Consider the following 24,448-nt stretch of genomic DNA (forward strand, 5'->3'; position numbering starts at 1 on the left):
GTGACCGGCTGCACCTATAACGGTCTGAATCGCCCGCCGCTGGATTTACCTGCCGAAAAAACCCGCACCACCTTTAAGACCCGGACCCACAAAGGAAAAGGCTTTAATGAATTGCGGTTTGAGGATGAAAAAGATCGGGAAGAAATATTTATTCATGCTCAGAAAAACATGAAGACTCAAATCTTAAATGACGAAACAATCAATATTGAACATGACCGAATCCACCATATTAAGCACGATGCTCATTTACGTGTTGATAATGAATATCGCGTTCTGGCTAATAATGACATATCCGTTTCGTCCAGAAAAAAATTGCATGTCAAGGCCGATGATGCACTCTTCATGCTGGGGGAAAATGAAATTCACCTGAGTTCAGGAACTACCTTAGTTATTGATGCTGGTAGTGAATTAACTCTCCAAGCGGCGGGACATTTTATCAAAATTGATGCTGGTGGCATCACCAGTAGCTCAGGAATTAATTTCGGTAGTGGAACACCGGGTATAGGTTCTGGTTGGGGAGGGAAATTGCCCGATATGTTACAAAAAGAGATGAAGCAGGCGAATGTAGATATTCCGGCACAAATACCGAAAATACCCAATAAGGGGCTGTGCATCAGTTGTTTGCTGAAAGCAGAAATGGAAGGAGCAACAATGGTTATCAGAGGACAATCATGATATTAGAATTAAATGAAAAATTAATGAACTATCAGAAAGAGCACCCTGAAACTCGGCTGTATGCTCTGGTAAATGGCTTGCAATATGAGTACTACTTTCAGGCAGAAATTAAATATATTGCCGGGGTAAATAATCCTTTATTCAGGTACTACCCTGATTCAAAAATTGCGTTTGCTGGCCCTTGGTTATTTGATATGGAATATGGACATCATTGGCATAATAAATTGTCAGAGTTAGAAGATATCTATCCTTCTGTATCGTGGATATTGACACCTTTATCATTAGATCAATTGACCCGACATCTATTGCCTTATTTAAATATCCAGTTGCCGACAAAACAGACGGCGCTTTTCCGTTTTTATGATCCTCGTGTTTTACATCGAATTCAGGAAATTTTCAATGATGAGCAGTTGGTAGAATTTACTCGCGGAATGACCAAATGGCTTTATCAGCATAATTCGATCTATTATTCGGTGTCGGGAGCAATGTTATGATTAAACTGACTCAGGGACAATTCGATAAAATTATTGAGTTAGAAAAACAAGAATTTGTTGAAAAAGTGGAAAAAGAGATCTTGGCTGAATACGCAAATTTAATCCCTTGTAATTCTCATCTCAGTAAACGATTAAAAGGGGCTTACGATTATTTATTAGCATTAAACTTTCAGGAAAAAAATACTATCCAATCTTATTTATATCTGGTGGCCTTTAATCCCGACTTTCAGAATGCTTCACCAATCAAGGATGTATTTGAATCTTCCGGTCAGAATCCAGAACAACAGTTTAAAGATTTCCTTCGTATTGCAAAAAATAGGATGAACAGGAGACATTGATATGCCAATACCCTTACTGGCCCCGGTTGCTGTAGGTGCTGCTGAATACGTTATTACTGCCTGCACCGGAGTATTAATTGCGGTTGGTGTGATGGAAGCAGGAAAAAAGAGTTCAGTAGAAGAAGATGACAACATTATTCGGCATCAGAAAGCGGATTTTGTAATAAACCCTGAAATCACGGATCAAGATCGCAATATCGTCTGGAGCGCAGAAGCCCACGCCGATTTTTGGGAAGATGATGATTTGGATGATGGTCCGGTTGATACCTCTGCGGTTCAAACCCAAACAGCGGCCAAAACGGAAGAATGTGAAAGTACGGAAAAGCAGAAAGCGTGCGAAGAATGTCTGGCTATTCCGGTGACAAGTGAAAAATATCGCAAGGTCAATCGCTGGAGCGCCATTACTATTAACTACCAGCGATTTATTGCCAAAACCCGGTATGACCCGGTGGCACAAATAATTCAGGAGTTTCAGTGTCTGAAAGTGACGTTTGATGGCTGGCAGCCGATGTACTGTCGCTTTTTGGAGGCCAAAGCACGGTATGATCAATTTTTTAAAGATAAAGAACCTAAAAGTTGGTGGAAAGGTGTTTTCTCCGCAGAAAAGCAAGCAGAGAGGCATCAAAAAGTCTGCGATGCATTAGAGAGTACCCCTCATGTGGAATGGCATTTTTTACAACCTATAAGCGCTGAGTATTTTAAGGTAATGTTTAGTAAACATAAGAATATTAATGTTTATTATACCCCCTGTGACAGTTTAATTTAATCCGAGGTCAACATGACAATAATCCGTTTAAAAATAAATGCATATTATGAGCAGCAAGAAACAATTACCGTCAACACAGCGCTTATGGACCTGTTTCAGATCACACAACAAATCAATATCTTTTTCAATAGGAAGAAAACTTGGTATTTAACTGGTTACTCTCGAAAGCAGGCACTGCAACACGTCGTATTCGACGAACAAGGACCAACCGGCATCGCCATTAAAAACTTTGAAAAAGACTATAAGAAAGATTTCCCATCACTTATTACTGGAATATGGGATGGTGAAAAGGATGAATTATCCTGTAGCATTAGTTATAAAAAAATGTCAAGTGTCCGCTCTAACTGGGTTTGGTTGATCTTAAGTTTAAGAATTGATAGTACTCAACTCGATACTTCCCGATTAATTGACCTTGTGAAATATTTAGTGACCAGCCGTGACTTCCCTTATATTCAAGTTGAAACTAACGGTTATACATTATCTCAACATAATGTTTTCCCTGACCGTCTCAGTGTCGGCTGGATGCTTTATCAGCCTAAAATAATTGATCAATCCTGTCTTCCTATGGCAGAAGAAATACTTCCCGTTTATCAAAACGATCAGCAAATTGGCACATTAATCATCACCCAAAAAGGGATTTTTGATGGTGAAAATCAGGATGATATTGATAAATCCAATGATGTTGAAATTCAGTTGCTCAATCTGGGATTGCTGCCATTAATTACTGAGATTTAAAGGCAACGATATTATTTTCTAATGGTAAAACAATGGAGAACTTTAATGTCAAAGGCTGTTATCCTGCTGGGTGATACAACAGATCATAGCGGTAAAGTCATTACCGCCATTGACCAATATACTTACAACGGTATTTCCATTGCAGGTAAAGGGGATCAGGTCGAATGCCCCCAATGCAAAGGAGTTTTTCCTATTATTGAAGGTGCTGATTCCCTGCAATATCAGGGAAAATCCATTGCACTTGAAGGAATGCAAACAGCATGCGGGGCAAGATTAATTGCCCGTCAGCATAAATTCACACTTGTCAGTTAATGAGAGTTTTATTCGCAACATTTAAGCCTCTGGTTTAAATATTCATATTGCAAAAAATAAGATAAATAGGAGAAGTTAATATGCCTATACCCAATAGATTTCAAATTGCAGCGCGGCGGCAAGTGAGCGCATCCCCAGGAGCATAGATAACTCTGTGACTGGGGTAAGTGAAAAATATCGCAAGGTCAATCGCTGGAGCGCCATTACTATTAACTATCAACGATTTATTGCCAAAACCCGGTATGACCCGGTGGCACAAATAATTCAGGAGTTTCAGTGTCTGAAAGTGACGTTTGGTGGCTGGCAGCCTAAGCGTTATTTATTTCTGGAGGCTAAGGCGCGGTATGACCAGTTTTTTGATATTGCACTCTGCAATATTTAATGAAGATAAACCGGAAAGAAAATTGATTGCAGGCGGGATTATCCCACCTGCACACTGCAATAAAGTTACAGAGCCAGGAAGAATCCGGCAATGGTTGCACTCATCAGGTTAGATAATGTACCCGCTATAACAGCTTTGATCCCCAGACGAGCAACATCCCCACGACGACTTGGAGCCATACCGCCCAAACCACCCAACAGAATAGCGACGGAAGAAAGGTTAGCAAAACCACACAGCGCAAAGGAGATGATTGCTTTGGTGTGTTCTGACAGAACCTGCAAACCCGCTGCCGCAACCACATCATCTGGTTTCAAATAAGCGCCAAAGTTCATAAAGGCAACGAATTCATTCACAACCAGTTTTTGACCAATGAAAGAACCCGCCACTATGGCTTCATTCCACGGAACACCAATCAAATAAGCAATTGGCGCACAAATCCAGCCCAGCACCAATTCAAGGGAAAGTTGTGGGTAATTCCACCACCCACCAATGCCACCAAGAATACCGTTTACCAATGCAATCAAGGCAACAAACGCCAATAACATTGCACCTACGTTTAATGCTAATTGCATACCAACAACGGCACCAGAAGCAGCGGCATCAATAATGTTAGCAGGGCGGTCCTCTTCCGCAACCAGTGACATTGCATCAACAGTATCGTGGGTTTTTTCGGTTTCAGGCACCATAAGTTTAGCGAACAACAGACCACCTGGCGCCGCCATAAAGGACGCAGCAATCAAATAATCTAAAGATACACCCATTGATGCATAGCCAGCCAGTACCGAACCTGCAACGGATGCTAGGCCACCACTCATAATCGCAAATAGCTCAGACTGGGTCATCGTCGCAATATAAGGACGAACAACCATCGGTGCCTCAGTTTGGCCCACGAAAATATTAGCTGTCGCAGATAAAGATTCTGTACGCGAAGTTCCGAGAATTTTTTGCAGGCCACCGCCCAATATTTTAATAATGAGCTGCATGACACCAATGTAGTACAGAACAGCAATCAGTGAAGAGAAGAAAACAATAATAGGCAGTACGCGCAAGGCGAAAACAAAACCACCGCTGCCAAACAGCTCAAACATTTTGGGGGAAACTAATCCGCCAAAAATAAAATCCATCCCTTTCTGACCATACTGAATAACATTAGAAACCCCCTCAGACATACCCATTAATACTTTCTTACCCACGGGAACGTAAAGTACAAAAGCGCCGATAGTGACCTGAATCAAAAAGGCACCAAGGACAGTACGGAGTTTAATAGCACGATAGTTACTGGAAAAAAGTACTGCGATCAAGATCAGCACTACCATCCCGACCAGGCTCATAAAGAGTTGCATTGGAAGAATCCCTGTTCACTTAATAATAAATTAAATATGTCAGTTGAATGTAAATCGTTCACTGACGCTGAGTCGGCGCTGATTATACTCAGTCATAGGAATGAACAAGCTATCTACATCACAAATACCTACTGAAAAAAGCAATAAAAAAACCAAAAATGTGATGCAAATCACACAATATTGTATAAATAATCTACAGCAAGATAATCTGACCGGCGGGATAACAAATTAATAGATGAATATAATATAAGCGAAGCTAAAGTTTGGTGGTAATTATCCACCGACAACAGCTCTACCGTATCATGTTCACACCATACAGATAAGCAAATAAAGCAATATTTCAAAGACAAATTTAAGGAAACAAACCCAAACCTAAATCACTGAATCAACCCTTTATGGAAAATAATATTTTATTTTGACCGGGTGAGTATTTTCCAATTGGTATTAGCATTTTACTTTGGCGAGAAATATGACTACTATAACAACTGGCCACCATTTTGAAAAAATGCACTTATTAATCGAATCCACTCTGTACAAAAATAACCGTATTAATAATGCCTAATCCCTGATTAAGCCAAAATTCAATTATCTTTCCACTCCTTCTAGCTATATAAAAATCAGGATAAAAATAAACTATCACAAGCATTAAATACTATACCCAATAGATTTCAATTTGCAGCGCGGCGGTAAGTGAACGCAGCCAACAAAGAGGCAACTTGAAAGATAACAGGTATATTGACGCTATTTCAGGAGATACTCACTAATATTTTTCTAAGGTAATCCCACAGGCGCTAACCAAAATAATTCATCTCCAAGGTTTCCACGGGTAGCGCCACTTTTTCATACAAAATATTACCAATATTATAACCTTGAAGCCTTGAATCTTAATCCATCATCGATTTATCCAGTTTCAGTTAACGGCATCTTTGCCAATAGTAGTTAAAATCACGCTGTAAATCATATAACTAATCCAAATAACTCAATGCTGTTATGATAAAGCTGGGCGGCGATTTCATCAGGAGATTCACGGCGAAGCTCACATAACGAAGCAAAAACCCCGGTAATTCTTTCCGGTCGGTTAGGCTCTCCCTGAAACCCGAAAAGCGGCATATCCGGTGCGTCTGTTTCCAGCACAAGAAAAGTTAAAGGAAGTTCAGCCACTGCGCGACGGGTTTTCTGCGCTCTTTCATAAGTCATGGTTCCCCCTACCCCAATGTAATATCCCAAACGGATAAAAGCCTCCGCCTGAGATAAACTCCCGGCAAATCCGTGTACAACTCCAGTACGAGGAAGGTTGATTCTTCTCAAGATCGCCGCCAGTTGATCGTGGCTTTTTCTGGAATGGAGCATAACGGGTAATTCATACTGTTTTGCTAACCGCAATTGGGCACACAGTAATTCTTCCTGCTTTGCAAACTGGGGTTCAGCCATATAAAGATCGAGGCCAATCTCTCCGACAGCTACCAGCTTTTCATGTTTCTGTTTCAGTAATCGTTCCAGATCTGCCAGATGCGATTCCTGATGTTCATTGATATAAAGAGGATGCAAGCCTAGTCCTGCATAGACCTCTGGATAAGAACAAGCCAGTTTAAACACCCGTTGCAAATTGTGCCCACTGACAGCGGGCACAATAATTTTTTCCACACCAACCTGCGCCGCCCGTTGTAAACTCTGCTGCTCATCATCACGAAATGGAGGGAAATCAAAATGGCAGTGGGTATCAATAAACATGAAACTATCCGTTATTAATCTGTTCTGATGACTCTGTTAACGTAGCTGATGACCTAGCCGAATCTCTATTTTTTACATTCTGGCACAAGAAGTTACGGTTAAAATTGTAATTTTTACGCTCAGCAATACCGAATTCATTATCAACAAACAAGTGACCGACTGTTGCCAGGAAATAGCGACCACTACGGCGCCCAAGATGATAATCCTTATTTAACGCTGCCAAACGGCTGCCTAATGCACTAGCCATTAATGGAGCCGGTGGGTAGATTTCAAAAATCTGTACATCATCAGGTGGGTTCTCAATAAATTTTTGAGTACGGTAGTAGCTTTTCGCATGTTGTTGTAGCATTCGCACCATCTTTTGCAGGCTGCTATCTCCCAACCAATGCTCCATGCGTTTCATCCAATCAGGCGTGTAATAGAGCTGTGAAGGAACCGTACGGATCACCACTATGGTATCAGCTCCTCGGCGATAAGCTTCTTCCACTGGAATCGCATCACTGATACCTCCGTCATAATAAACAACACCGTCGATAGTGACACCATTGCGATAAAATCCTGGAATTGCACTTGATGCTTTAATCACTTCCAGCCAATTTTTCTCATCAGGATGGAAATAGGTAGGTTCAAAATTATCTGAACGACACGCGCACATATAAAATTCGCACCCAGCATCAAATTTGCGTAAAGCTGCCGAAATATCCAATGGAAGTTCGCTAGACACAGTGTCTACAAACCAGTCTAAATCAATTAAATGACCACCACGAACGAAACGCAGAGGATTAAAGAAAATAGGATTTGTTGTATAGCGACTGATAGCCCGCCGGGCATATCCACGTTGTCCACAAATATAAGCTGAAAGGTTCTGAGCACCTGCCGAAGTACCCAGTAATAGATCAAACGGGTTAAATTCAACACGCATAAATTCATCCAGCACACCGGCTGTAAAAATACCGCGTTGCCCTCCACCTTCACAAACAAGCGCAATTTTTCCAGATTTAATATGCGACTCATATTTATGGGATAATAGATCAATATTTCCCAAAGTTATCGGTATACGTTTCCCCACACAGCCCCCAAGAAAATACATGACGGATAGAGCATAACTTGGGGAGTTATTATCCGTCATTATATTATGGTGCTAAGTAGTCAATATTTTGATAAAAAGGCCCCTGGTGAGGGCGCATATCTGGTTAGTACAACTAAAATTTGTTGGATGGGAAACAACCACCCTAGACAAAGAAATATACCTGTTATCTTTCAAGTTGCCTCTTTGTTGGCGGCACTCACTCCGGTCACAGAGTTATCTATGCTCCCGAGGATTCGCTCTCTTGCCGTCGCGATCCATCTTGAAATCTATACCCGTCATCTTTCAAGTTGCTTCTTTGTTGGCTGCACTCACTCACCCCGGTCACAGAGTTATCTATGCTCCCGGGGATTCGCTCCCTTGCCGCCGCGATGCATCTTGAAATCCATAGGGTATATATTGTAATAATTAAATCAATTCCATTTGCAACTATAGAATTCTAATTTATCAAAAATAAATTCCTAATTAAACATTACCTATAAAATATTAAATTAAACTCATTTCTTTGACAGATATCAATAACGTTTGCTACTATTTTTAATGTTCAAAAAAATATCTACTTTCTCCCACTCATCACTCTTTATACCCTTCATCCTTCAAGTTGCTGCTTGTTGGCTGTGTTCACTTACCCCAGTCACAGAGTTATCTATGCTCCTGGGGATGCGTTCTCTTGCCACCGCGCTGCAAATTGAAATCTATTGGGTATACATTAAATCAACCAAAAATTGCATTAAACCAGCTGCCAACTTTCATGACGATAAAATCCCAGATACGACTGAAAAAACCGCCTTCTTCAACCGTTTCTTTAACAACCAATGGGCGCTGTTCAATAACTTTATCCCCTAATTGAAAATTAATCACACCCACAACCTGATTTTTAGCCAAAGGTGCTTCTAATAGCGTCTGATTCAACGTGTAACTGGCCTTCAGGTTTTTCAGTTGACCGCGGGGAATAGTGATTGCCGCATCTTTTTCCACCCCAAGAGCAACATCTGAACGATCACCATACCAGACCTTTTCTGAAACAAATGGCTCACTGACTTTAATTGGTGTCACTGTTTCATAAAAACGGAATCCCCATGAAAGTAACTTTTCGCTCTCTGCAAAACGAACCCGATCACTTGGTGCCCCCAGTACAACAGAAATCAGCCTCATTGGTCCCTCCGTCGCTGAAGCAACCAGATTATGACCCGCACCACGGGTATATCCTGTTTTCACACCATCCACATTCATATTTTTATTCCATAGCAATCGATTACGATTAGGCTGTTGGATGTTATTAAAAGTGAACGCTTTCTCTTTATGAAGGACATACTCGTCAGGAACATCACGGATCATTGCCTGGCTTAATACCGCCATATCACGAGCAGTACTGAATTGCCCTTCAGCATCCAATCCATGAACGGTTTGAAAATGGGTATTAGTCAATCCAAGTGCTTTTGCATAATTATTCATCAGACTGACAAACACATCCTGACTACCTGCCACATAATCAGCTAAAGCAATACTGGCGTCATTACCCGACTGAATAACAATGCCACGATTCAGGTCGATCACTTTTACCCGATCACCAGGCTTGAGAAACATCAGAGAAGAACCTTTCAATACCGGATTACCCGTTGCCCAAGCATCCTTTCCCACAATAACCACGTCTTCTAGCGTGATTTTTCCTGCTTTTATCGCCTGACCAACCACATAACTGGTCATAATTTTTGTCAGACTCGCTGGATCAAGCCGTTCATCAGGATGATGAGAAGCCAGGATTTTACCGCTGTCATAATCCATCAGCACATAAGCTTTAGCATCCACCGAAGGAACAACCGGTTCATCCGACGCATAAGCGTGAGTATTTGTTACTAATATTACTGTCAGCACAGCAGTAACACATTTCATCGTCATAGCCAGATTTCTCTTCATTAAATGTTCCCCCTCTTACTTGCAAGAAAAATATCAAATTTCTACTAATATATGATGTTGTACGATAAGAAACCAATGTAACGATGTAAAGATTGTGCTAATCATTAGTTTTAATTTAAGCTGATTGATAAGAAAGGAATGACAGATAGCAATAAATGATTTCCTAATATTCCAATTCAAGGAGAAACCAATGCTAACCGTTTGGGGCCGTAAAAACTCTTCTAATGTAAAAAAAGTACTTTGGTGCCTGAAAGAACTTAATGTGCCGTATAACCAGATAGATATTGGCGGTAAATTTGGCAAACTGGATGATCCGCAATATCTGAAAATGAACCCGAATAAACAGATTCCCTGTTTACAAGAAGGTGATTTTATCTTGTGGGAATCTAACGCGATTGTCCGTTATCTTGCAGCAAAATTCGGTGAAAATGTTCTCTATCCGCAAAACTTACAAGAGAGAGCAAATGCGGAAAAATGGATGGATTGGTGCGGTTCACATTTATTTCCTCACATCAGACAGCTAATGATAGGTATTATTCGCACACCTGAAGCAGAACGGGATCAAAAGCAAATAGAACAAACAATGACTGAAATTGAAAAACTGATGGAAATAGCAGATAACGCCTTAACAGAACAAGAATACTTTTCCGGCGATAAATTTGGTATGGCAGATATTGCATTAGGACCCATGATCTACCCTTGGCTTAATGTCCATATCAAACGTCCATCTTTGCCAAATATTGAACGCTGGTATCATCTGATGACAGAAAGACCAGCGTTCAGAGAAATTGTCATGATTGAATTAACTTAATAAAAATCAACTCATTGGCATCCATCCAGGGTCTGGATATTGATATTTAAATCCTAACTCCTTACAAATACGACTACCATCAACAATCTTACTCTCCACCTGAGTTTTTTCTCTGACAAATTCAGGTGGAATTAAATCAAGCTGACCACTGACTTTAGGATAAAATTCCGCTTTGGTTGGATGAACAGGCGCACATAAATTATAAATATGACCACCTTTGGACCTTTGAAGTAACAAATTAATGGCTGAAATAACATCATCCTGATGAACCAGATTTACCGGCTGAGCACCACCTTTTACTTCTTTCTTCCCCGCCAAAAAACGCCCGGCATGACGGCCACTGCCCACCAGCCCCGCCAAACGCAGAATATCAACGGAAATATTTGGTAATTTATGCAACCAGTTTTCCAATTCAACCAATGCCTGAGCTGATGGTGTTTCAGGGCGAAAAGGAGCATCTTCATTGAGTTTACCGGCCATAACCCCATAAACAGAAGTGGAACTGGTGAAAATAATCCTCGGCACCGAGTATGACAGGGCAGTATCAACCACTAACTGAACCGCCTTGACATAGTTATAACTGCCACCTGCGGTACGACTTGCCGGTAAAGTAATAATCAACACATCGGCTGTCATCAGTTGTCCCAAGTCATCAGAAGCACAGTTAATCTGAGGTTCCAGTTGTAACAGATAACATTCAATGCCGCACATACGTGCTGCTTCTACGCCATCTGGCGTTGTTTTACTACCAACAACCTGCATACCGCTATAGCTCAATGATTTGGCTAATGGCATCCCCAACCAACCCAGACCGATAATGGAAACTTTTTTCATCACCACGCCTTCTATGTCTGATATTGCGTTGATTATGCAAACAATCTGAACATTAAGCTACTGTTATTATTGACCCTGTATTTTTCCTATGGAAAACGATATCTCAAGTAAAAACAAGATATTATTAAAATATAAATTTCTTTTTAAAAATAGGTTGCTTTTAACCTGCCAAATCGTATAGGTTGAATAGCAAGCAAAAAATTGAACCACTGCTGGTCAACCACAAAACAATCGGCAGCAAGCAGTCACTAATAGAAATATACCCAATAGATTTCAATTTGCAGCGCGGCGGCAAGAGAACGCATCCCCAGGAGCATAGATAACGATGTGACTGGGGTAAGTGAACGCAGCCAACAAAGCAACAGCTTGAAAGATGAAGGGTATATATAGAAAAAGAGAAGCCATTATGATCCGTATTCAGTTCAACCATCATCACCATCATCCTGATTAGTCTTTCAGGCTGTTGTGTACTGGAAGACGTTTAGCGGGTCTTCCGGTGGCATGAATGCGATACAAAACCCTCGGAAGAATTCTTCCGAGGGTTTTTTTATGTTTCCAATTTTCAATGGGGATAAAAATGTTAGATAAATCACGTTTACGTATAGCAATGCAAAAATCTGGCCGGTTGAGTGAAGATTCCCGCGAGTTGTTATCTCGCTGTGGTATTAAAATCAATCTGCAACAACAACGCCTGATTGCATTCTCAGAAAATATGCCTATCGATATCCTACGGGTACGTGATGACGACATTCCGGGGCTGGTTATGGATGGCGTCGTTGATCTGGGCATTATTGGTGAAAACGTACTGGAAGAAGAGTTATTAAATCGTCGTGCCCAGGGAGAAGATCCACAATATTTCACTTTACGCCGTCTCGATTTCGGCACTTGTCGTCTTTCACTGGCGACTCCACTGGGTTACAACTATACCGATGTCGAATGCCTACAAGACACCCGTATCGCCACCTCTTATCCTCACCTGCTAAAACGTTACCTCGACCAGAAAAAAATCCGCTTTAAATCCTGTCTGCTAAATGGCTCAGTCGAAGTTGCACCTCGTGCCGGATTAGCAGATGCCATCTGTGATCTCGTTTCAACGGGTGCAACACTGGAAGCAAATGGTCTGAGGGAAGTGGAAGTTATCTACCGTTCAAAAGCCTGTCTTATTCAACGTGACGGTGAAATGCCAGCCGAGAAACAGCAATTGATCGATAAACTGATGACTCGCATTCAAGGGGTAATTCAGGCCCGTGAATCTAAATACATTATGTTGCACGCCCCCAGTGAGAAACTCGAAGAAATCATTTCTCTGCTACCCGGGGCAGAGCATCCAACTATTCTTCCTCTGGCTGGTGATCAAAACCGTATTGCCATGCACATGGTGAGCAGTGAAACGCTATTTTGGGAAACCATGGAGAAACTTAAATCTCTTGGCGCAAGTTCTATTTTGGTTTTGCCAATTGAAAAAATGATGGAGTAAACAAAGATGATGACATGCTTCAAGCCCCTAGTTCGTTGGCAAGAATATAATGGTAAACAGCAACAAGCTTTACTGACACGTCCTGCTGTTGGCGCTTGCGAAGAAATTTCCCACACAGTGGAACAGATTCTGGATGCGGTCAAAGAACGGGGCGATCACACCCTGCGCGAACTTAGTCTACGTTTCGACAAAACCGTCATTGAAAATATCCGTATTTCGCCGGAAGAAATAACTGCCGCAGATAACCGCCTCAATAAAAATATTAAACAGGCAATGCAGCAAGCAATGAATAATATCCGCATCTTCCACGAAGCTCAAAAACCTGTAAAGATTGAAGTAGAAACTCAACCAGGGGTCCGTTGCCAGCAAGTAACACGGCCTATCGATTCTGTCGGGTTGTATATCCCTGGCGGTTCAGCGCCATTACCCTCTACAGTTTTGATGCTTGGAACACCTGCCAAAATAGCAGGCTGCCGTAAAGTTGTGCTTTGTTCTCCACCTCCTATTGCAGATGAAATTCTCTATGCTGCCAAATTATGTGGGATTACAGAAATATTCCAGATTGGCGGTGCTCAAGCCATTGCAGCTATGGCGTTCGGAACAGAATCCGTCCCTAAAATAGACAAAATTTTTGGCCCAGGTAATGCTTATGTCACTGAAGCTAAGAGGCAAATTAGCCAACGAATAGATGGCGCCGCCATTGATATGCCCGCAGGCCCGTCGGAAGTGCTTATTATTGCTGATAAGGATGCAAACCCAGTATTTACTGCCGCCGATTTACTTTCACAAGCAGAACATGGCCCAGATTCACAAGTCATATTGGTAACTCCTGACGAAAAGCTAGCCAAAGAAGTTGTAAAGGAAATCGAGAAACAACTGTCCCAACTTTCCCGCAATCTGATAGCGGCTAAGGCGCTAGAACATAGCCGCATTATCGTGACAGAAAGCCTGCAACAGTGTGTAGAAATCAGCAACTGCTATGGCCCTGAGCACCTGATTATCCAAACTCGTCAGCCAGAACAATGGGTTGAAAAAATCACCAATGCGGGGTCTATTTTCCTCGGTGACTGGTCGCCGGAATCTGCGGGAGATTACGCTTCAGGAACCAACCACGTCCTGCCAACCTATGGCTACACCTCAACTTATTCCAGCCTTGGTCTGGCTGATTTCCTGAAACGTATGACTATTCAGCAACTGACTCCGCAAGGATTATTAAACCTATCTCAGACCATTGAAACACTGGCGCAGGCAGAACAACTAACCGCTCACAAAAACGCAGTAACTTTACGCGTAGCAGCACTAAATATTGCAGATAAGGAGTGAACATGGATAACATTTTTGATGTCAATCTGTTAGCACGGGAAAATGTGCGCAAATTAATACCTTATATGTCCGCCCGTCGCCTCGGAGGCAACGGGGATGTCTGGTTGAATGCCAATGAATACCCACTGGCACCTGATTTCCAGTTCACTGAGCAGACACTAAACCGCTATCCTGACTGTCAGCCGGTATCCGTCATTCGCCGTTATGCTGCCTATGCTGGTTTACAACCTGAGCAAGTACTTGCCTGTCGTGGTGCCGATGAATCCATTGAACTCCTGATCCGCGTATTTTGTGAACCTGGGCAAGATGCTGTTCTGTTCTGCCCTCCGACTTATGGCATGTACAGTGTCAGCGCTGAAGCTTTTGGTGTCGAACAAAAGAAAATTGCCACTCAGGAAAATTGGCAACTGGATATCAAAGAAATTGAAAATAACCTCGACCAAGTAAAACTGCTCTACATTTGTAGCCCTAATAACCCAACAGGGAATCCCATTAATTCCACTTCACTGCGCAAAATTCTGGAACTGACCACCAACCGCGCAATCGTCGCGATTGATGAAGCATATATTGAATTCTGCCCGGAAAATAGTATCGCAGGCTGGCTAAAAAACTATCCGAATTTAGTTATTTTGCGAACCCTCTCGAAAGCTTTTGCTTTAGCTGGTTTGCGCTGTGGATTTACTCTCGCCTCTGTGGATATTATCGCCCTGTTATTGAAAGTCATTGCGCCTTACCCGCTTTCTACTCCCGTTGCGAATATTGCAGCACAAGCACTGACAGCAGAAGGTATCGCCGTTATGCAAAAACGGGTTGTTGAAATAAAGGAGAACCGCGACTATTTGCAGTATGCCCTGAATAAATTAGCAATCGTTGAAAAGGTATTTTCCAGTGAAACCAACTACATACTAGTGAAATTCTATGATGCTGAAATAGTTTTCAGAACATTATGGCATCAGGGGATTATCCTGCGCGACCAGCGCAAACAGTCCGGTTTGGATGGTTGCCTGCGGATCACTATAGGCACTCGTGAAGAGTGTGAACAGGTGGTTGAAGCCATTAGCGCCCTTTCCACTAAAAACAAACAACCAAAGGAAATAGAAAGCTGATGAACCAGAAACTACTTTTTATTGACCGAGATGGCACGCTGATTACTGAACCACCAGCAGACTTTCAAGTTGATCGCTTGGACAAACTAGCACTGGAAACTAACGTTATTCCCGCATTGCTTGCCCTGCAAAAATCAGGTTTCAAACTGATTATGATCACCAATCAGGATGGGCTGGGTACAGAAAATTTTCCATTAGCGGAGTTTGAACCGCCACACAACCTGATGATGCAAATTTTTCACTCTCAGGGGATCAATTTCGATGAAGTTTTAATCTGTCCTCACAAACCCGCAGACAACTGCAATTGTCGTAAGCCAAAAACAAAACTGGTGGAAAAATATCTGGCAGAGGGTTTAATGGATACAGCTAACAGTTATGTTATTGGTGATCGGGAAACCGATCTGCAACTGGCTAAAAATATGGGTATTCAGGGATTGCGCTATCATCCTGAAAGTCTTAGCTGGTCAACCATAAGTGAACAATTGACTCGTCAAAATCGTTACGCTTACATTCAACGTGTCACTAAAGAAACATCCATCGACATTGAAGTTTGGCTCGATCGTGAAGGTGGCAGCAAAATCAATACTGGCGTCGGATTTTTTGATCATATGCTGGATCAAATTGCAACCCATGGTGGTTTCCGCATGAATATTCAGGTTAAAGGCGATCTCTGTATTGATGATCACCACACCGTTGAGGACACCGGACTAGCACTCGGAGAAGCATTAAAACTGGCTCTGGGCGATAAACGAGGCATCTCTCGTTTTGGTTTTGTATTACCCATGGATGAATGCCTTGCTCGCTGTGCTCTCGATATCTCCGGTCGCCCGCATCTTGGATATAACGCTGAATTCAAATATCAGCGAGTAGGTGATCTGAGCACCGAAATGATCGAGCACTTCTTCCGCTCACTCTCTTATACAATGGCCTGCACACTGCACCTGAAGACAAAAGGCAATAATGATCACCACAGAGCGGAAAGCCTATTTAAAGTCTTTGGCCGGACACTACGTCAGGCGATTCGGATAGAAGGCGATACACTGCCAAGTTCCAAAGGGGTTTTGTGATGAAAGTCGTCATTCTTGATACTGGCTGCGCCAACTTATCATCTGTGGCTTATGCCATCCGCAGATTAGGTTATGAACCAGAAATCAGCCGAGAAACAGCAACGATCCTGGCAGCAGATAAATTACTTTTACCCGGCGTTGGTACTGCCAGTGCAGCAATGGATCAATTGAAACAACGGGAACTTATACCGTTGATTAAAGTACTGAACCAGCCTGTATTAGGTATTTGCCTTGGAATGCAGTTATTCGCGACTACTAGCGAAGAAAGCAATAATGTAACGATGCTTGGACTTATTGATTCACCCGTCAAAAAAATGGCTACCAATCAGCTTCCGTTACCACATATGGGCTGGAATCAGGTACTGCCAAAAGCGGGACATCCGCTATTTCGGGGCATTGGAGACTATGCCTACTTTTACTTTGTCCATAGTTACGCAATGCCAATCAATGCACACACAATTGCTCAAACTAAATATGGCAATACTTTCAGCGGCGCAATCGCTAAAGACAACTTCTTTGGGGTGCAATTCCACCCTGAACGTTCCGGCGCTGCTGGAGCCAAGCTACTAAAAAACTTTTTGGAGATGTAAGTGCAATGATTATACCGGCATTAGATTTGATTGATGGTAAAGTAGTACGGTTACATCAGGGAAATTATTGTCAACAGCGAGACTATGGACATGATCCTCTGTCCTATTTTCAACAATATGAACAACAGGGAGCAAAATTGCTCCATCTGGTCGATCTGACAGGTGCTAAAGAACCGTCAGCTCGTCAAATCCCTTTACTCAGTAAGTTACTTTCAGCTGTTTCCATCCCTGTTCAGGTCGGTGGCGGCATCCGCACAGAAGAAGATATAAAAGTACTACTTGATGCCGGAGCTAAACGAGTTGTTATCGGTTCTACCGCCATAAAACAATCCACATTAGTTACTCAATGGTTTAAACATTATGGTCCAGAAGCTATTGTACTGGCGCTGGATGTTCGCATCGATGATGCAGGTGTAAAGCAAATCGCTATCAATGGCTGGCAAGAGAATTCAGCAGCCACTCTGGAACAAGTTATTGAACAATATCTACCGTTTGGATTGAAACATGTACTCTGTACCGATATTTCCCGTGATGGCACGCTGAACGGCTCAAACATTGAATTATATCGGGAAATTTGCCAATGCTATCCACAAATTGCACTTCAGGCTTCCGGGGGCATTGGAGCATTAAATGATATCGCATCCCTACCTGCCAGCGGTGTAGCTGGGGTTATTATTGGCCGTGCATTACTTGATGGGAAATTTACCCTGACGGAGGCAATTCAATGTTGGCAAAACGCATAATCCCTTGTCTTGACATCCATGATGGACAAGTAGTTAAAGGTGTTCAATTTCGTCATCACGAAATCATCGGCGATATTGTTCCACTCGCTCAGCGCTATGCGAAAGAAGGCGCAGATGAATTAGTTTTCTACGATATCACCGCTTCATCTGATGGACGAGTAGTAGATAAAAGTTGGGTATCCAGAGTCGCAGAAGTGATTGACATTCCTTTCTGCGTTGCTGGTGGTATTAAGACTGTCGAAGATGCAGGACAAATCCTCTCATTTGGTGCAGATAAAATCTCCATTAACTCCCCTGCACTTACTGACCCAACCTTGATTACCCGCCTGGCAGATCGCTACGGCGTTCAGTGCGTAGTCGTCGGGGTTGATACCTGGTTTGATGAAATTACTGGTGGCTATCGGGTTTATCAATTCACTGGTGATGAGAAACGTACAACAGCCACTCAATGGCAAACTCTTGATTGGGTAACAGAAGCACAACGCCGTGGCGCAGGTGAAATCGTGTTAAATATGATGAATCAAGATGGTGTACGCAATGGCTACGATCTGGTTCAGCTGAAACAGGTACGCGACATCTGTCATGTTCCTCTCATTGCCTCTGGCGGAGCAGGAGCACCAGAACACTTCCTTGACGCCTTTAAACAAGCAAATGTCGATGGTGCACTAGCCGCATCTGTATTCCATAAACACATTATTAATATTGGTGAATTAAAACAGTACCTTTCACAACAAGGCGTGGAGATAAGAACTTGCTGACCATACAACAAATCGAAAAATTGGATTGGGAAAAAGTCTCCTACATGATGCCAGTTATCGTGCAACATGCGGTATCCGGGGATGTCCTAATGATGGGATATATGAATAAAGAGGCGCTTAATATCACTATTAGCTCGGGCAAAATCACTTTCTTTTCCCGTCGCAAACAACGTTTGTGGACCAAAGGTGAAAGCTCTGGACATTTTCTTAACTTAGTTAAGATTTATCCAGATTGTGACAATGATACTCTACTGGCACTCGCTGATCCGATCGGCCCTACCTGCCATTCTGGTACAAACAGTTGCTTCGCTCCGGCACAAACTGAATCGGGCTTTCTCTTTCAACTTGAAAAATTGCTGGCTAGCCGTAAAACAGCCGACCCAAACAGCTCATACACAGCAAAGTTATATGCCAGCGGCACTAAACGAATCGCTCAAAAAGTCGGTGAAGAAGGCGTAGAAACTGCTCTGGCAGCTACAGTTAATAACAGAGAAGAACTTACAAATGAAGCGGCTGACCTGATGTATCACTTAATGGTTCTGCTGCAAGATCAAAATCTGGATCTCAGTTGTATTATTCGCCGGTTAAGGGAAAGATGAGCGAGAAATCAGGTAACTTGCTCCCACTACTAAATCACAAGTGATTAAATTCCCAGAAAGTTGCAGGGTACTAGTAATAATGCCCGCTTATCTCCATATGGTAATCAGCATGTACCTTGACTTTTTTTACCCATGTGTAGCTGCAATTATTGTTAAGAAAATATGCCACCAAGAATATGTTCTTACGGGAAGCAAGAGCAATTGTATAGCTCATTGATGAGCACAGTTGTAGGACAGCCGAGAAACTGACCCAATTAGCCACAAATATTTTGGGTCAGTTTAACAATGTGTAGATAATTATGCCCTATGAAATGAGGATTTACATCACATGGCAGCTTTGAAAATTGCAACGATTTCTTCGTGGGTAGCCTGAACTGGGGTAGTCAAACAACATATATCTTTCAAAGCATTAGTTGCCAACATTGGCAGATCTTCCAGTTTGACATTCAGTTCAGCCAAACCAGCTGGAATGCCAATATCTTTTGACAGTTTACGAATTTCATCAATACACGCTGCCGCCCCTTGCTGATCATCCATGGTTCTTACATCTACCCCCATTGCCGCAGCAATATCCTTCAAACGACCAGCAGATACTTTGGCATTAAATTCCTGAACATGCGGTAATAAAACCGCATTACATACACCATGTGGTAAATCATAGGAACCACCCAATTGGTGAGACATGGCATGAACATATCCCAGTAACGCACTATTAAATGCCATACCCGCCAGAAATTGTGCATAGGCCATGTTTTCACGGGCTTCTATGTTACTCCCATCTGCTACTGCTTGGCGTAAGGACTGACTAATCATAGTGATCGCTTTTAGTGCACAAGCATCCGTTATTGGATTGGATTCTTTAGAGAGATAAGCTTCAACCGCATGGGTCATTGCATCCATTCCCGTCGCCGCAGTTAAACTTTTCGGCATTCCTACCATCAATTCTGGATCATTCACCGACAAAATAGGGGTTATATTTTTATCAGCGATAACCATTTTAATATGGTGCTCAACATCAGTAATGACAGAGAAACGTGTCATTTCTGACGCAGTACCCGCAGTAGTATTAATGGCAATTAACGGCAAATGTGGTTTAGATGATCGATCAATACCTACATAATCCCGGATATCTCCGCCATTGGCTGCTAGTAACACAATAGCTTTTGCACAATCATGCGGTGAACCACCACCTAATGAAATAATGCAATCGCTATTATTCTGACGCAATATAGTCAGACCTTCAGAAACGTTAACCGTCGTCGGATTCGGGTTTGTACCATCGTAAATCGTACTTTCAATACCCACATCAGCCAGCAAAGATTGAACTTTTGCTACTATTCCAAGTTCATTTAAAATATGGTCAGTCACAATTAATGCTCGCTTGTAACCATAATCTTTCATCGAATTTACCGCTTCAACCAGACAGCCAACTCCAATCATATTGACTAATGGCATAAAAAATTTAGTCGTCATCATTGACAATACCTTAATATTAAATAGTTATAATATGGAAATATATAAAAAAACCCCAAGACTTAAAAATCACCTCATAGAACTATAAATAATAGCTCCATTTAAACCATACATCTCAAAAAACCATATACCCAATGAATTTCAGTAAGATCAGATGATATCCATTCGGATACATATCTTATAATGTTTTTATTTGGTAATATGTTTTGGTGAAAATATAATTAATAAAATAATTATGAAAACTCATAGATCAATTCATTACATTATTACTATTACTATTACTTAGGAGTTTATTTTGTCCTCTAACGAAATATTTAGCAATCTAACTACATTACTGGATGAAAATCATGCCTGTTATCGAGTCATTGAACATCCAACCGCAGGGCGCTCTGAAGAAGTTGCAAAAATCCGTGGCACACAGCTTGGACAAGGAGCAAAAGGACTGGTTTGTCATGTCAAAGGAGAAGGATTTCGTCAATATGTGCTTGCTGTTCTTCCTGCGGATCAACAAGCTGACCTCTCTTTACTAGCAAAACAGATTGGGGGTTCTCGCGCATCACTGGCAAGCCCTAAAGAAGTTTCTAAACTGACACAATGTGTATTCGGTGCTATTCCACCGTTTAGTTTCCATCCAGATCTGAAACTGGTTGCTGACCCTTTACTGTTTGAACGTTTTGATGAACTGGCATTCAATGCTGGAAGCCTTGAATGCTCAGTAATTCTCAACACCAAAGATTATCTCCGGATCGCACAACCTGAACTGGTTAATTTTCGTCGGGTAGAATAAACATCATTAAAGAAAATTAAAGTAGCCATAGACAGGGAGCAGAAACATCATAAGTTAATTCCACTTCTAACTTGAAGTAAATAGATGATCATCTAATTCAATTAATCAAAAACTAATTAAACAGCCTATAAAAATAGGCTATTTAAGATATTATCTTAAATATATTCATTCAAAATGTTAACTATCCTACTTTCCTGTAAATTTATATCATTAGGTAAAGACACCATTACAAACATGTTATATAAACGTAAAGTTCATAGATATAGTTATCAAATGCTACAAACATCTAATTATTCAATGTTTAGCCATATATTCAAAAGCATAAATTACATTTCGTAATAATTTTCCCATCCACAGAAAAGTGTTTTTTGATAATAATTCTCAATTACGTCAATCTCAGAGATTTTATTTTAAATATCGACCAGAAATGATTTATCAATTATATTAATGCTATATTGCCAATAATTTAATACATCTTCTCGTTATATTTTATTAATACAAAATTTCCATAATCATTGTATTCTAAAACCGCTTTAGAAAAGAAAGATTATACTCTTTTAAAATACATCTTAAGGAACAGACAAATATGACAAATAAGCTAATTACAGGTGCAACCTTTTTCGATAGAAAATACTTTCTGGGCGAATCACACCATTACCCAGAAAACGATAGTATTATTCCTCTTCCTTACGATCTTAATGATAGATTTCGTTCAGTAAGAATCGGAACGCTATCAAAAGTTTATGCGTGGCGTCACCTTAGTGATTGTGAGCCAGGTCAGCGCTACCGTGAATGGGAATTTGATCACCCAGATATTGATAGAGAAATTAGAGGATTATCTAAGTTTAAAGTGACATCAAAAGATACATGCTTGGTTGCATTAAGAGTCATTGATGATACTAATTCAGGCATAAAATTTTCCATGTACACGAATACCCATTGCGTAGGTCCGGTTGAAACGACAACTGATGATGATTATGCGCTTGTTGGCATACTCCCATTTAATACAGAATTAGTCACCGCTATTGCAATAAGAAATACCCATACTGGAGAATATATTAATAACGGATCATTCTATTTTTATCGTGATTCAAATGGTGTTGTTACTATTGATGAGAAGGCTAATTTCCCTAAAAATCTTAGCATAGTCAATGCAGGTAATAATCGCTTTGACATTCATATCATTAGTACCGAGTTTTCTCACTAATCCTGGCGTAATATAACGATAATTAATTATCGTTTTCAGACAAGCTACGTTCTGAAAATTTAAGCTACACCGTTGCGGCATAGCATCAAGAACCGCAACGGTGTATTCTATTATTCTTGAAATTTTTCGTTGCTAAAAATAATTTTTTATTTATCTCAACGTAATGAAATAAGGGATTATGAATAATTTATATACCTGTTATCTTTCAAGTTGCCTCTGTTCACTTACCCCAGTCACAGAGTTATCTATGCTCCTGGGGATGTGTTCTCTTGACGCCGCACTGCAACTTGAAATCTATTGGGTATAGGCTCCCAAGGATTCGCTCCCTTGCCGTCGCGATCCATCTTGAAATCTATTGGGTATAAAAGTGATGTTCTTTTACGGAAGACTAAGTTTTTAATAATAAGTCATTCTTTGCTATAAATGGCTTTCTTCATAAATTATCATATAAATTTTTAACACCTTAAAATAAGACATCAAATTAAGCCATACTAAAATAATTATCATGACCTGTATTTATTCAGATAGATATTTCTCTAATGATTAATTTCATAAATTATATATAAATCCAATTATTAAATTACTAAACATTTTTCAAATGGAATTTTCCCAACATTATCAACAAGTAATAATTTTATAATTCATTCTAAAAACACCAAACATGAAAAACATTCATAATAAAATGATAACACGAAAGATAAATTAAAAAAATCATCAAACATTCACATTCCAAACAGTGTATTACATTATATTAACATGATTAAAAAGACATTATTCATGTGTTTTTCTGACTGACTTTACTTTATACATTTTTGTGCTATTTTTAATATTACTTAGTCTAATATTATTATTTTTTAAATGGGAGTTTAACATCTAAAGATAAGGAATAAATGCATTACCAGTGACAAATATTACATCAAAAAGCACTCGCTAATTCGCATGAAAATTATAACCAAGTAAATACTATAACTCTAATATGATCAGGTATGCTTTCAAGAAAGTGTCACAAAGTAACTTAATAATTATTATATTGTTTTTTTGATAAATTAAATCAACTTTAAGGAGTAGAGAATAATGGTAAAAAAATCAATTACAGGTGTAACCTTCTTCGAAGGAAGAAACTATCAAGGTAAATCACACGATTACCAAGAGCTAGATAAAATTATATCGCTTCCTTCTCATCTTAACGATAAATTCCTTTCAGTAAAAATTGGAAAATTATCAAAAGTTCAGGCATGGCGTCACTATAACGATCCAGAGAATAGATATTATGAATGGGTAGTCGACAATCCAGATATTGATAAAGAAATTAGAGGGTTATCTAAATTTAGAGTCACTCAGAAAGATACCAGACTGATTGCTCTAAGAGTCATTGATGATACTCATTCAGATATAAAATTCTCCCTAACCACTAAAATATATAATGGAGAAGGACAAGATAAAATTGAAGTTAATACTGCGACAGGTGAAGATTATGTTGTCGTAGATGAACTCCTTATACAGGAAAAGTTAGTAACTTCAATTTACGTAAGAAATGTCAACACCGGAGAATATATTGGGAACGGATCATTCTATTTTTCTTATGATGTACATGGTATCGCAACTATTGATGAAGGTCTCAATTTCCCAAGGAATCTGAAATTGCTCCACGTAGGAAAGAATCGCTTTGATTTTCATATCATCAATACCAATCCCATTGCTTAATGTGATAAGACAATGATCTACTGTCTCTTTTAGGTTGGTCATATTCAAATTTAGGCCACACCGTTGCGGTAAATATTGATTATAACCGCAACAGTGTGTTTCTGGATTATCACAGAGGGCAATGCTATATCATCCCTGACGAACGCTTCACTCTCCTTGCTCATTACCTCACTTTAAATTGTGATAACC

General features: G+C 40.6%; 24 protein-coding genes, 1 pseudogene and 1 other annotated feature. Of the genes and pseudogenes, 19 read left to right on the forward strand and 6 right to left on the reverse strand.

Annotated features, from left to right (window positions below; genetic code table 11):
- From AM629_RS00005 to AM629_RS00035, 7 genes and pseudogenes are all read left to right on the forward strand, one after another.
- Positions 1–675: bacteriophage T4 gp5 trimerization domain-containing protein (locus AM629_RS00005; protein ID WP_420806650.1), on the forward strand; the 675-nt coding region annotated here is incomplete at its 5' end.
- Entirely contained in the window at positions 672–1,169 is a 498-nt protein-coding gene (locus tag AM629_RS00010; RefSeq protein ID WP_054474960.1) for a DUF4123 domain-containing protein, read from the forward strand. The genes AM629_RS00005 and AM629_RS00010, both read left to right, overlap by 4 nt.
- Positions 1,166–1,507, forward strand: coding sequence for a hypothetical protein (locus AM629_RS00015; protein WP_054474962.1), 342 nt, complete (start codon positions 1,166–1,168; stop codon positions 1,505–1,507). The genes AM629_RS00010 and AM629_RS00015 overlap by 4 nt, the downstream gene beginning before the upstream one ends.
- 1 nt (position 1,508) lies before the next feature.
- Positions 1,509–2,273 carry a Tox-REase-5 domain-containing protein gene (locus AM629_RS00020; RefSeq protein ID WP_054474963.1) on the forward strand — a complete coding sequence of 255 codons (765 nt, stop codon included), beginning with the start codon at positions 1,509–1,511 and terminating at the stop codon, positions 2,271–2,273.
- A 12-nt stretch (positions 2,274–2,285) separates the two neighbouring features.
- Positions 2,286–3,008 (forward strand): Imm52 family immunity protein, encoded by a 723-nt coding sequence (locus tag AM629_RS00025; RefSeq protein WP_054474965.1) that lies wholly within the window; start codon positions 2,286–2,288, stop codon positions 3,006–3,008.
- Between the two features lie 45 nt (positions 3,009–3,053).
- Positions 3,054–3,320 carry a PAAR domain-containing protein gene (locus AM629_RS00030; RefSeq protein ID WP_072161769.1) on the forward strand — a complete coding sequence of 89 codons (267 nt, stop codon included), beginning with the start codon at positions 3,054–3,056 and terminating at the stop codon, positions 3,318–3,320.
- Positions 3,321–3,486: 166 nt separating this feature from the next.
- Positions 3,487–3,681: pseudogene (locus tag AM629_RS00035) on the forward strand (Tox-REase-5 domain-containing protein); the annotation flags it as partial.
- An 86-nt stretch (positions 3,682–3,767) separates the two neighbouring features.
- Here the strand turns inward: AM629_RS00035 and AM629_RS00040 are convergent.
- The 4 genes from AM629_RS00040 to AM629_RS00055 form a co-directional block, all read right to left on the reverse strand.
- On the reverse strand, positions 3,768–5,033 hold the full coding sequence (locus AM629_RS00040; protein WP_188093347.1) for a NupC/NupG family nucleoside CNT transporter: 1,266 nt from the start codon (positions 5,031–5,033) through the stop codon (positions 3,768–3,770).
- Positions 5,034–6,002: 969 nt separating this feature from the next.
- Positions 6,003–6,776, reverse strand: coding sequence for a TatD family hydrolase (locus tag AM629_RS00045; protein WP_054474973.1), 774 nt, complete (start codon positions 6,774–6,776; stop codon positions 6,003–6,005).
- Positions 6,777–6,780: 4 nt separating this feature from the next.
- Positions 6,781–7,845, reverse strand: a complete 1,065-nt coding sequence (locus tag AM629_RS00050) for a patatin-like phospholipase family protein (RefSeq protein WP_054474975.1) — start codon at positions 7,843–7,845, stop codon at positions 6,781–6,783.
- Positions 7,846–8,577: 732 nt separating this feature from the next.
- Complete coding sequence (locus tag AM629_RS00055) at positions 8,578–9,780, reverse strand: serine hydrolase (protein WP_054474978.1); 1,203 nt, start codon at positions 9,778–9,780, stop codon at positions 8,578–8,580.
- A gap of 190 nt (positions 9,781–9,970) precedes the next feature.
- On the opposite strand from AM629_RS00055, the gene AM629_RS00060 reads away from it, so the two are divergent.
- The gene (locus AM629_RS00060) at positions 9,971–10,591 is read left to right on the forward strand and encodes a glutathione S-transferase family protein (RefSeq protein ID WP_054474980.1); all 621 of its coding nucleotides are present in this window, start codon (positions 9,971–9,973) and stop codon (positions 10,589–10,591) included.
- Between the two features lie 6 nt (positions 10,592–10,597).
- Here the strand turns inward: AM629_RS00060 and AM629_RS00065 are convergent, their stop codons facing one another.
- Positions 10,598–11,425, reverse strand: coding sequence for an SDR family oxidoreductase (locus AM629_RS00065; RefSeq protein ID WP_054474982.1), 828 nt, complete (start codon positions 11,423–11,425; stop codon positions 10,598–10,600).
- A gap of 426 nt (positions 11,426–11,851) precedes the next feature.
- Positions 11,852–11,976 (forward strand) — a sequence feature (His leader region).
- 26 nt (positions 11,977–12,002) lie between these two features.
- On the opposite strand from AM629_RS00065, the gene hisG reads away from it, so the two are divergent.
- From hisG to hisIE, 8 genes are read left to right on the forward strand one after another with little or no spacing between them, the layout of a single operon-like run.
- Positions 12,003–12,902: an ATP phosphoribosyltransferase gene (gene hisG, locus AM629_RS00070; protein WP_054474984.1), complete on the forward strand. Its 900-nt coding sequence runs from the start codon at positions 12,003–12,005 to the stop codon at positions 12,900–12,902.
- A 6-nt stretch (positions 12,903–12,908) separates the two neighbouring features.
- Positions 12,909–14,225, forward strand: a complete 1,317-nt coding sequence (hisD, locus tag AM629_RS00075) for a histidinol dehydrogenase (RefSeq protein ID WP_054474986.1) — start codon at positions 12,909–12,911, stop codon at positions 14,223–14,225.
- A gap of 2 nt (positions 14,226–14,227) precedes the next feature.
- Positions 14,228–15,331, forward strand: coding sequence for a histidinol-phosphate transaminase (gene hisC, locus AM629_RS00080; RefSeq protein ID WP_054474988.1), 1,104 nt, complete (start codon positions 14,228–14,230; stop codon positions 15,329–15,331).
- Positions 15,331–16,398: a bifunctional histidinol-phosphatase/imidazoleglycerol-phosphate dehydratase HisB gene (gene hisB / locus AM629_RS00085; RefSeq protein WP_054474990.1), complete on the forward strand. Its 1,068-nt coding sequence runs from the start codon at positions 15,331–15,333 to the stop codon at positions 16,396–16,398. The genes hisC and hisB overlap by 1 nt, the downstream gene beginning before the upstream one ends.
- A complete protein-coding gene (gene hisH / locus AM629_RS00090) occupies positions 16,398–16,988 on the forward strand; it encodes an imidazole glycerol phosphate synthase subunit HisH (RefSeq protein WP_054474992.1) in 591 nt (196 codons plus the stop codon). The genes hisB and hisH overlap by 1 nt, the downstream gene beginning before the upstream one ends.
- 5 nt (positions 16,989–16,993) lie before the next feature.
- The gene (gene hisA / locus AM629_RS00095; protein ID WP_054474994.1) at positions 16,994–17,731 is read left to right on the forward strand and encodes a 1-(5-phosphoribosyl)-5-[(5-phosphoribosylamino)methylideneamino]imidazole-4-carboxamide isomerase; all 738 of its coding nucleotides are present in this window, start codon (positions 16,994–16,996) and stop codon (positions 17,729–17,731) included.
- Positions 17,713–18,489, forward strand: a complete 777-nt coding sequence (gene hisF / locus AM629_RS00100; RefSeq protein ID WP_054474995.1) for an imidazole glycerol phosphate synthase subunit HisF — start codon at positions 17,713–17,715, stop codon at positions 18,487–18,489. The genes hisA and hisF overlap by 19 nt, the downstream gene beginning before the upstream one ends.
- Positions 18,483–19,088 (forward strand): bifunctional phosphoribosyl-AMP cyclohydrolase/phosphoribosyl-ATP diphosphatase HisIE, encoded by a 606-nt coding sequence (hisIE, locus tag AM629_RS00105; RefSeq protein ID WP_054474997.1) that lies wholly within the window; start codon positions 18,483–18,485, stop codon positions 19,086–19,088. The genes hisF and hisIE overlap by 7 nt, the downstream gene beginning before the upstream one ends.
- Before the next feature lie 324 nt (positions 19,089–19,412).
- Here the strand turns inward: hisIE and yiaY are convergent, their stop codons facing one another.
- On the reverse strand, positions 19,413–20,564 hold the full coding sequence (gene yiaY / locus AM629_RS00110) for an L-threonine dehydrogenase (protein ID WP_054474999.1): 1,152 nt from the start codon (positions 20,562–20,564) through the stop codon (positions 19,413–19,415).
- Positions 20,565–20,856: 292 nt separating this feature from the next.
- On the opposite strand from yiaY, the gene AM629_RS00115 reads away from it, so the two are divergent.
- From AM629_RS00115 to AM629_RS00125, 3 genes are all read left to right on the forward strand, one after another.
- On the forward strand, positions 20,857–21,348 hold the full coding sequence (locus AM629_RS00115; protein WP_054475001.1) for a YbaK/prolyl-tRNA synthetase associated domain-containing protein: 492 nt from the start codon (positions 20,857–20,859) through the stop codon (positions 21,346–21,348).
- A 586-nt stretch (positions 21,349–21,934) separates the two neighbouring features.
- Positions 21,935–22,555: a beta/gamma crystallin domain-containing protein gene (locus AM629_RS00120; RefSeq protein WP_054475003.1), complete on the forward strand. Its 621-nt coding sequence runs from the start codon at positions 21,935–21,937 to the stop codon at positions 22,553–22,555.
- Between the two features lie 1,074 nt (positions 22,556–23,629).
- Positions 23,630–24,259 carry a beta/gamma crystallin domain-containing protein gene (locus AM629_RS00125; protein WP_054475005.1) on the forward strand — a complete coding sequence of 210 codons (630 nt, stop codon included), beginning with the start codon at positions 23,630–23,632 and terminating at the stop codon, positions 24,257–24,259.
- The last annotated feature ends 189 nt before the right edge of the window (positions 24,260–24,448 follow it).

Source organism: Photorhabdus heterorhabditis (assembly GCF_001280945.1).
Taxonomy (GTDB): domain Bacteria; phylum Pseudomonadota; class Gammaproteobacteria; order Enterobacterales; family Enterobacteriaceae; genus Photorhabdus; species Photorhabdus heterorhabditis.

What these genes read in the sequence shown, in the direction of transcription:
- hisG (WP_054474984.1), top strand. Translation starts at nt 12,003, where the DNA reads ATGTTAGATAAATCACGTTTACGTATAGCAATGCAAAAATCTGGCCGG.
- hisH (WP_054474992.1), top strand. Translation starts at nt 16,398, where the DNA reads ATGAAAGTCGTCATTCTTGATACTGGCTGCGCCAACTTATCATCTGTG.
- AM629_RS00040 (WP_188093347.1), bottom strand. Translation starts at nt 5,033, where the DNA reads ATGAGCCTGGTCGGGATGGTAGTGCTGATCTTGATCGCAGTACTTTTT.
- hisF (WP_054474995.1), top strand. Translation starts at nt 17,713, where the DNA reads ATGTTGGCAAAACGCATAATCCCTTGTCTTGACATCCATGATGGACAA.
- AM629_RS00010 (WP_054474960.1), top strand. Translation starts at nt 672, where the DNA reads ATGATATTAGAATTAAATGAAAAATTAATGAACTATCAGAAAGAGCAC.
- AM629_RS00025 (WP_054474965.1), top strand. Translation starts at nt 2,286, where the DNA reads ATGACAATAATCCGTTTAAAAATAAATGCATATTATGAGCAGCAAGAA.
- AM629_RS00020 (WP_054474963.1), top strand. Translation starts at nt 1,509, where the DNA reads ATGCCAATACCCTTACTGGCCCCGGTTGCTGTAGGTGCTGCTGAATAC.
- hisD (WP_054474986.1), top strand. Translation starts at nt 12,909, where the DNA reads ATGATGACATGCTTCAAGCCCCTAGTTCGTTGGCAAGAATATAATGGT.
- hisB (WP_054474990.1), top strand. Translation starts at nt 15,331, where the DNA reads ATGAACCAGAAACTACTTTTTATTGACCGAGATGGCACGCTGATTACT.
- yiaY (WP_054474999.1), bottom strand. Translation starts at nt 20,564, where the DNA reads ATGATGACGACTAAATTTTTTATGCCATTAGTCAATATGATTGGAGTT.
- AM629_RS00045 (WP_054474973.1), bottom strand. Translation starts at nt 6,776, where the DNA reads ATGTTTATTGATACCCACTGCCATTTTGATTTCCCTCCATTTCGTGAT.
- AM629_RS00030 (WP_072161769.1), top strand. Translation starts at nt 3,054, where the DNA reads ATGTCAAAGGCTGTTATCCTGCTGGGTGATACAACAGATCATAGCGGT.
- AM629_RS00065 (WP_054474982.1), bottom strand. Translation starts at nt 11,425, where the DNA reads ATGAAAAAAGTTTCCATTATCGGTCTGGGTTGGTTGGGGATGCCATTA.
- AM629_RS00120 (WP_054475003.1), top strand. Translation starts at nt 21,935, where the DNA reads ATGACAAATAAGCTAATTACAGGTGCAACCTTTTTCGATAGAAAATAC.
- AM629_RS00060 (WP_054474980.1), top strand. Translation starts at nt 9,971, where the DNA reads ATGCTAACCGTTTGGGGCCGTAAAAACTCTTCTAATGTAAAAAAAGTA.
- AM629_RS00015 (WP_054474962.1), top strand. Translation starts at nt 1,166, where the DNA reads ATGATTAAACTGACTCAGGGACAATTCGATAAAATTATTGAGTTAGAA.
- hisC (WP_054474988.1), top strand. Translation starts at nt 14,228, where the DNA reads ATGGATAACATTTTTGATGTCAATCTGTTAGCACGGGAAAATGTGCGC.
- AM629_RS00055 (WP_054474978.1), bottom strand. Translation starts at nt 9,780, where the DNA reads ATGAAGAGAAATCTGGCTATGACGATGAAATGTGTTACTGCTGTGCTG.
- AM629_RS00125 (WP_054475005.1), top strand. Translation starts at nt 23,630, where the DNA reads ATGGTAAAAAAATCAATTACAGGTGTAACCTTCTTCGAAGGAAGAAAC.
- hisA (WP_054474994.1), top strand. Translation starts at nt 16,994, where the DNA reads ATGATTATACCGGCATTAGATTTGATTGATGGTAAAGTAGTACGGTTA.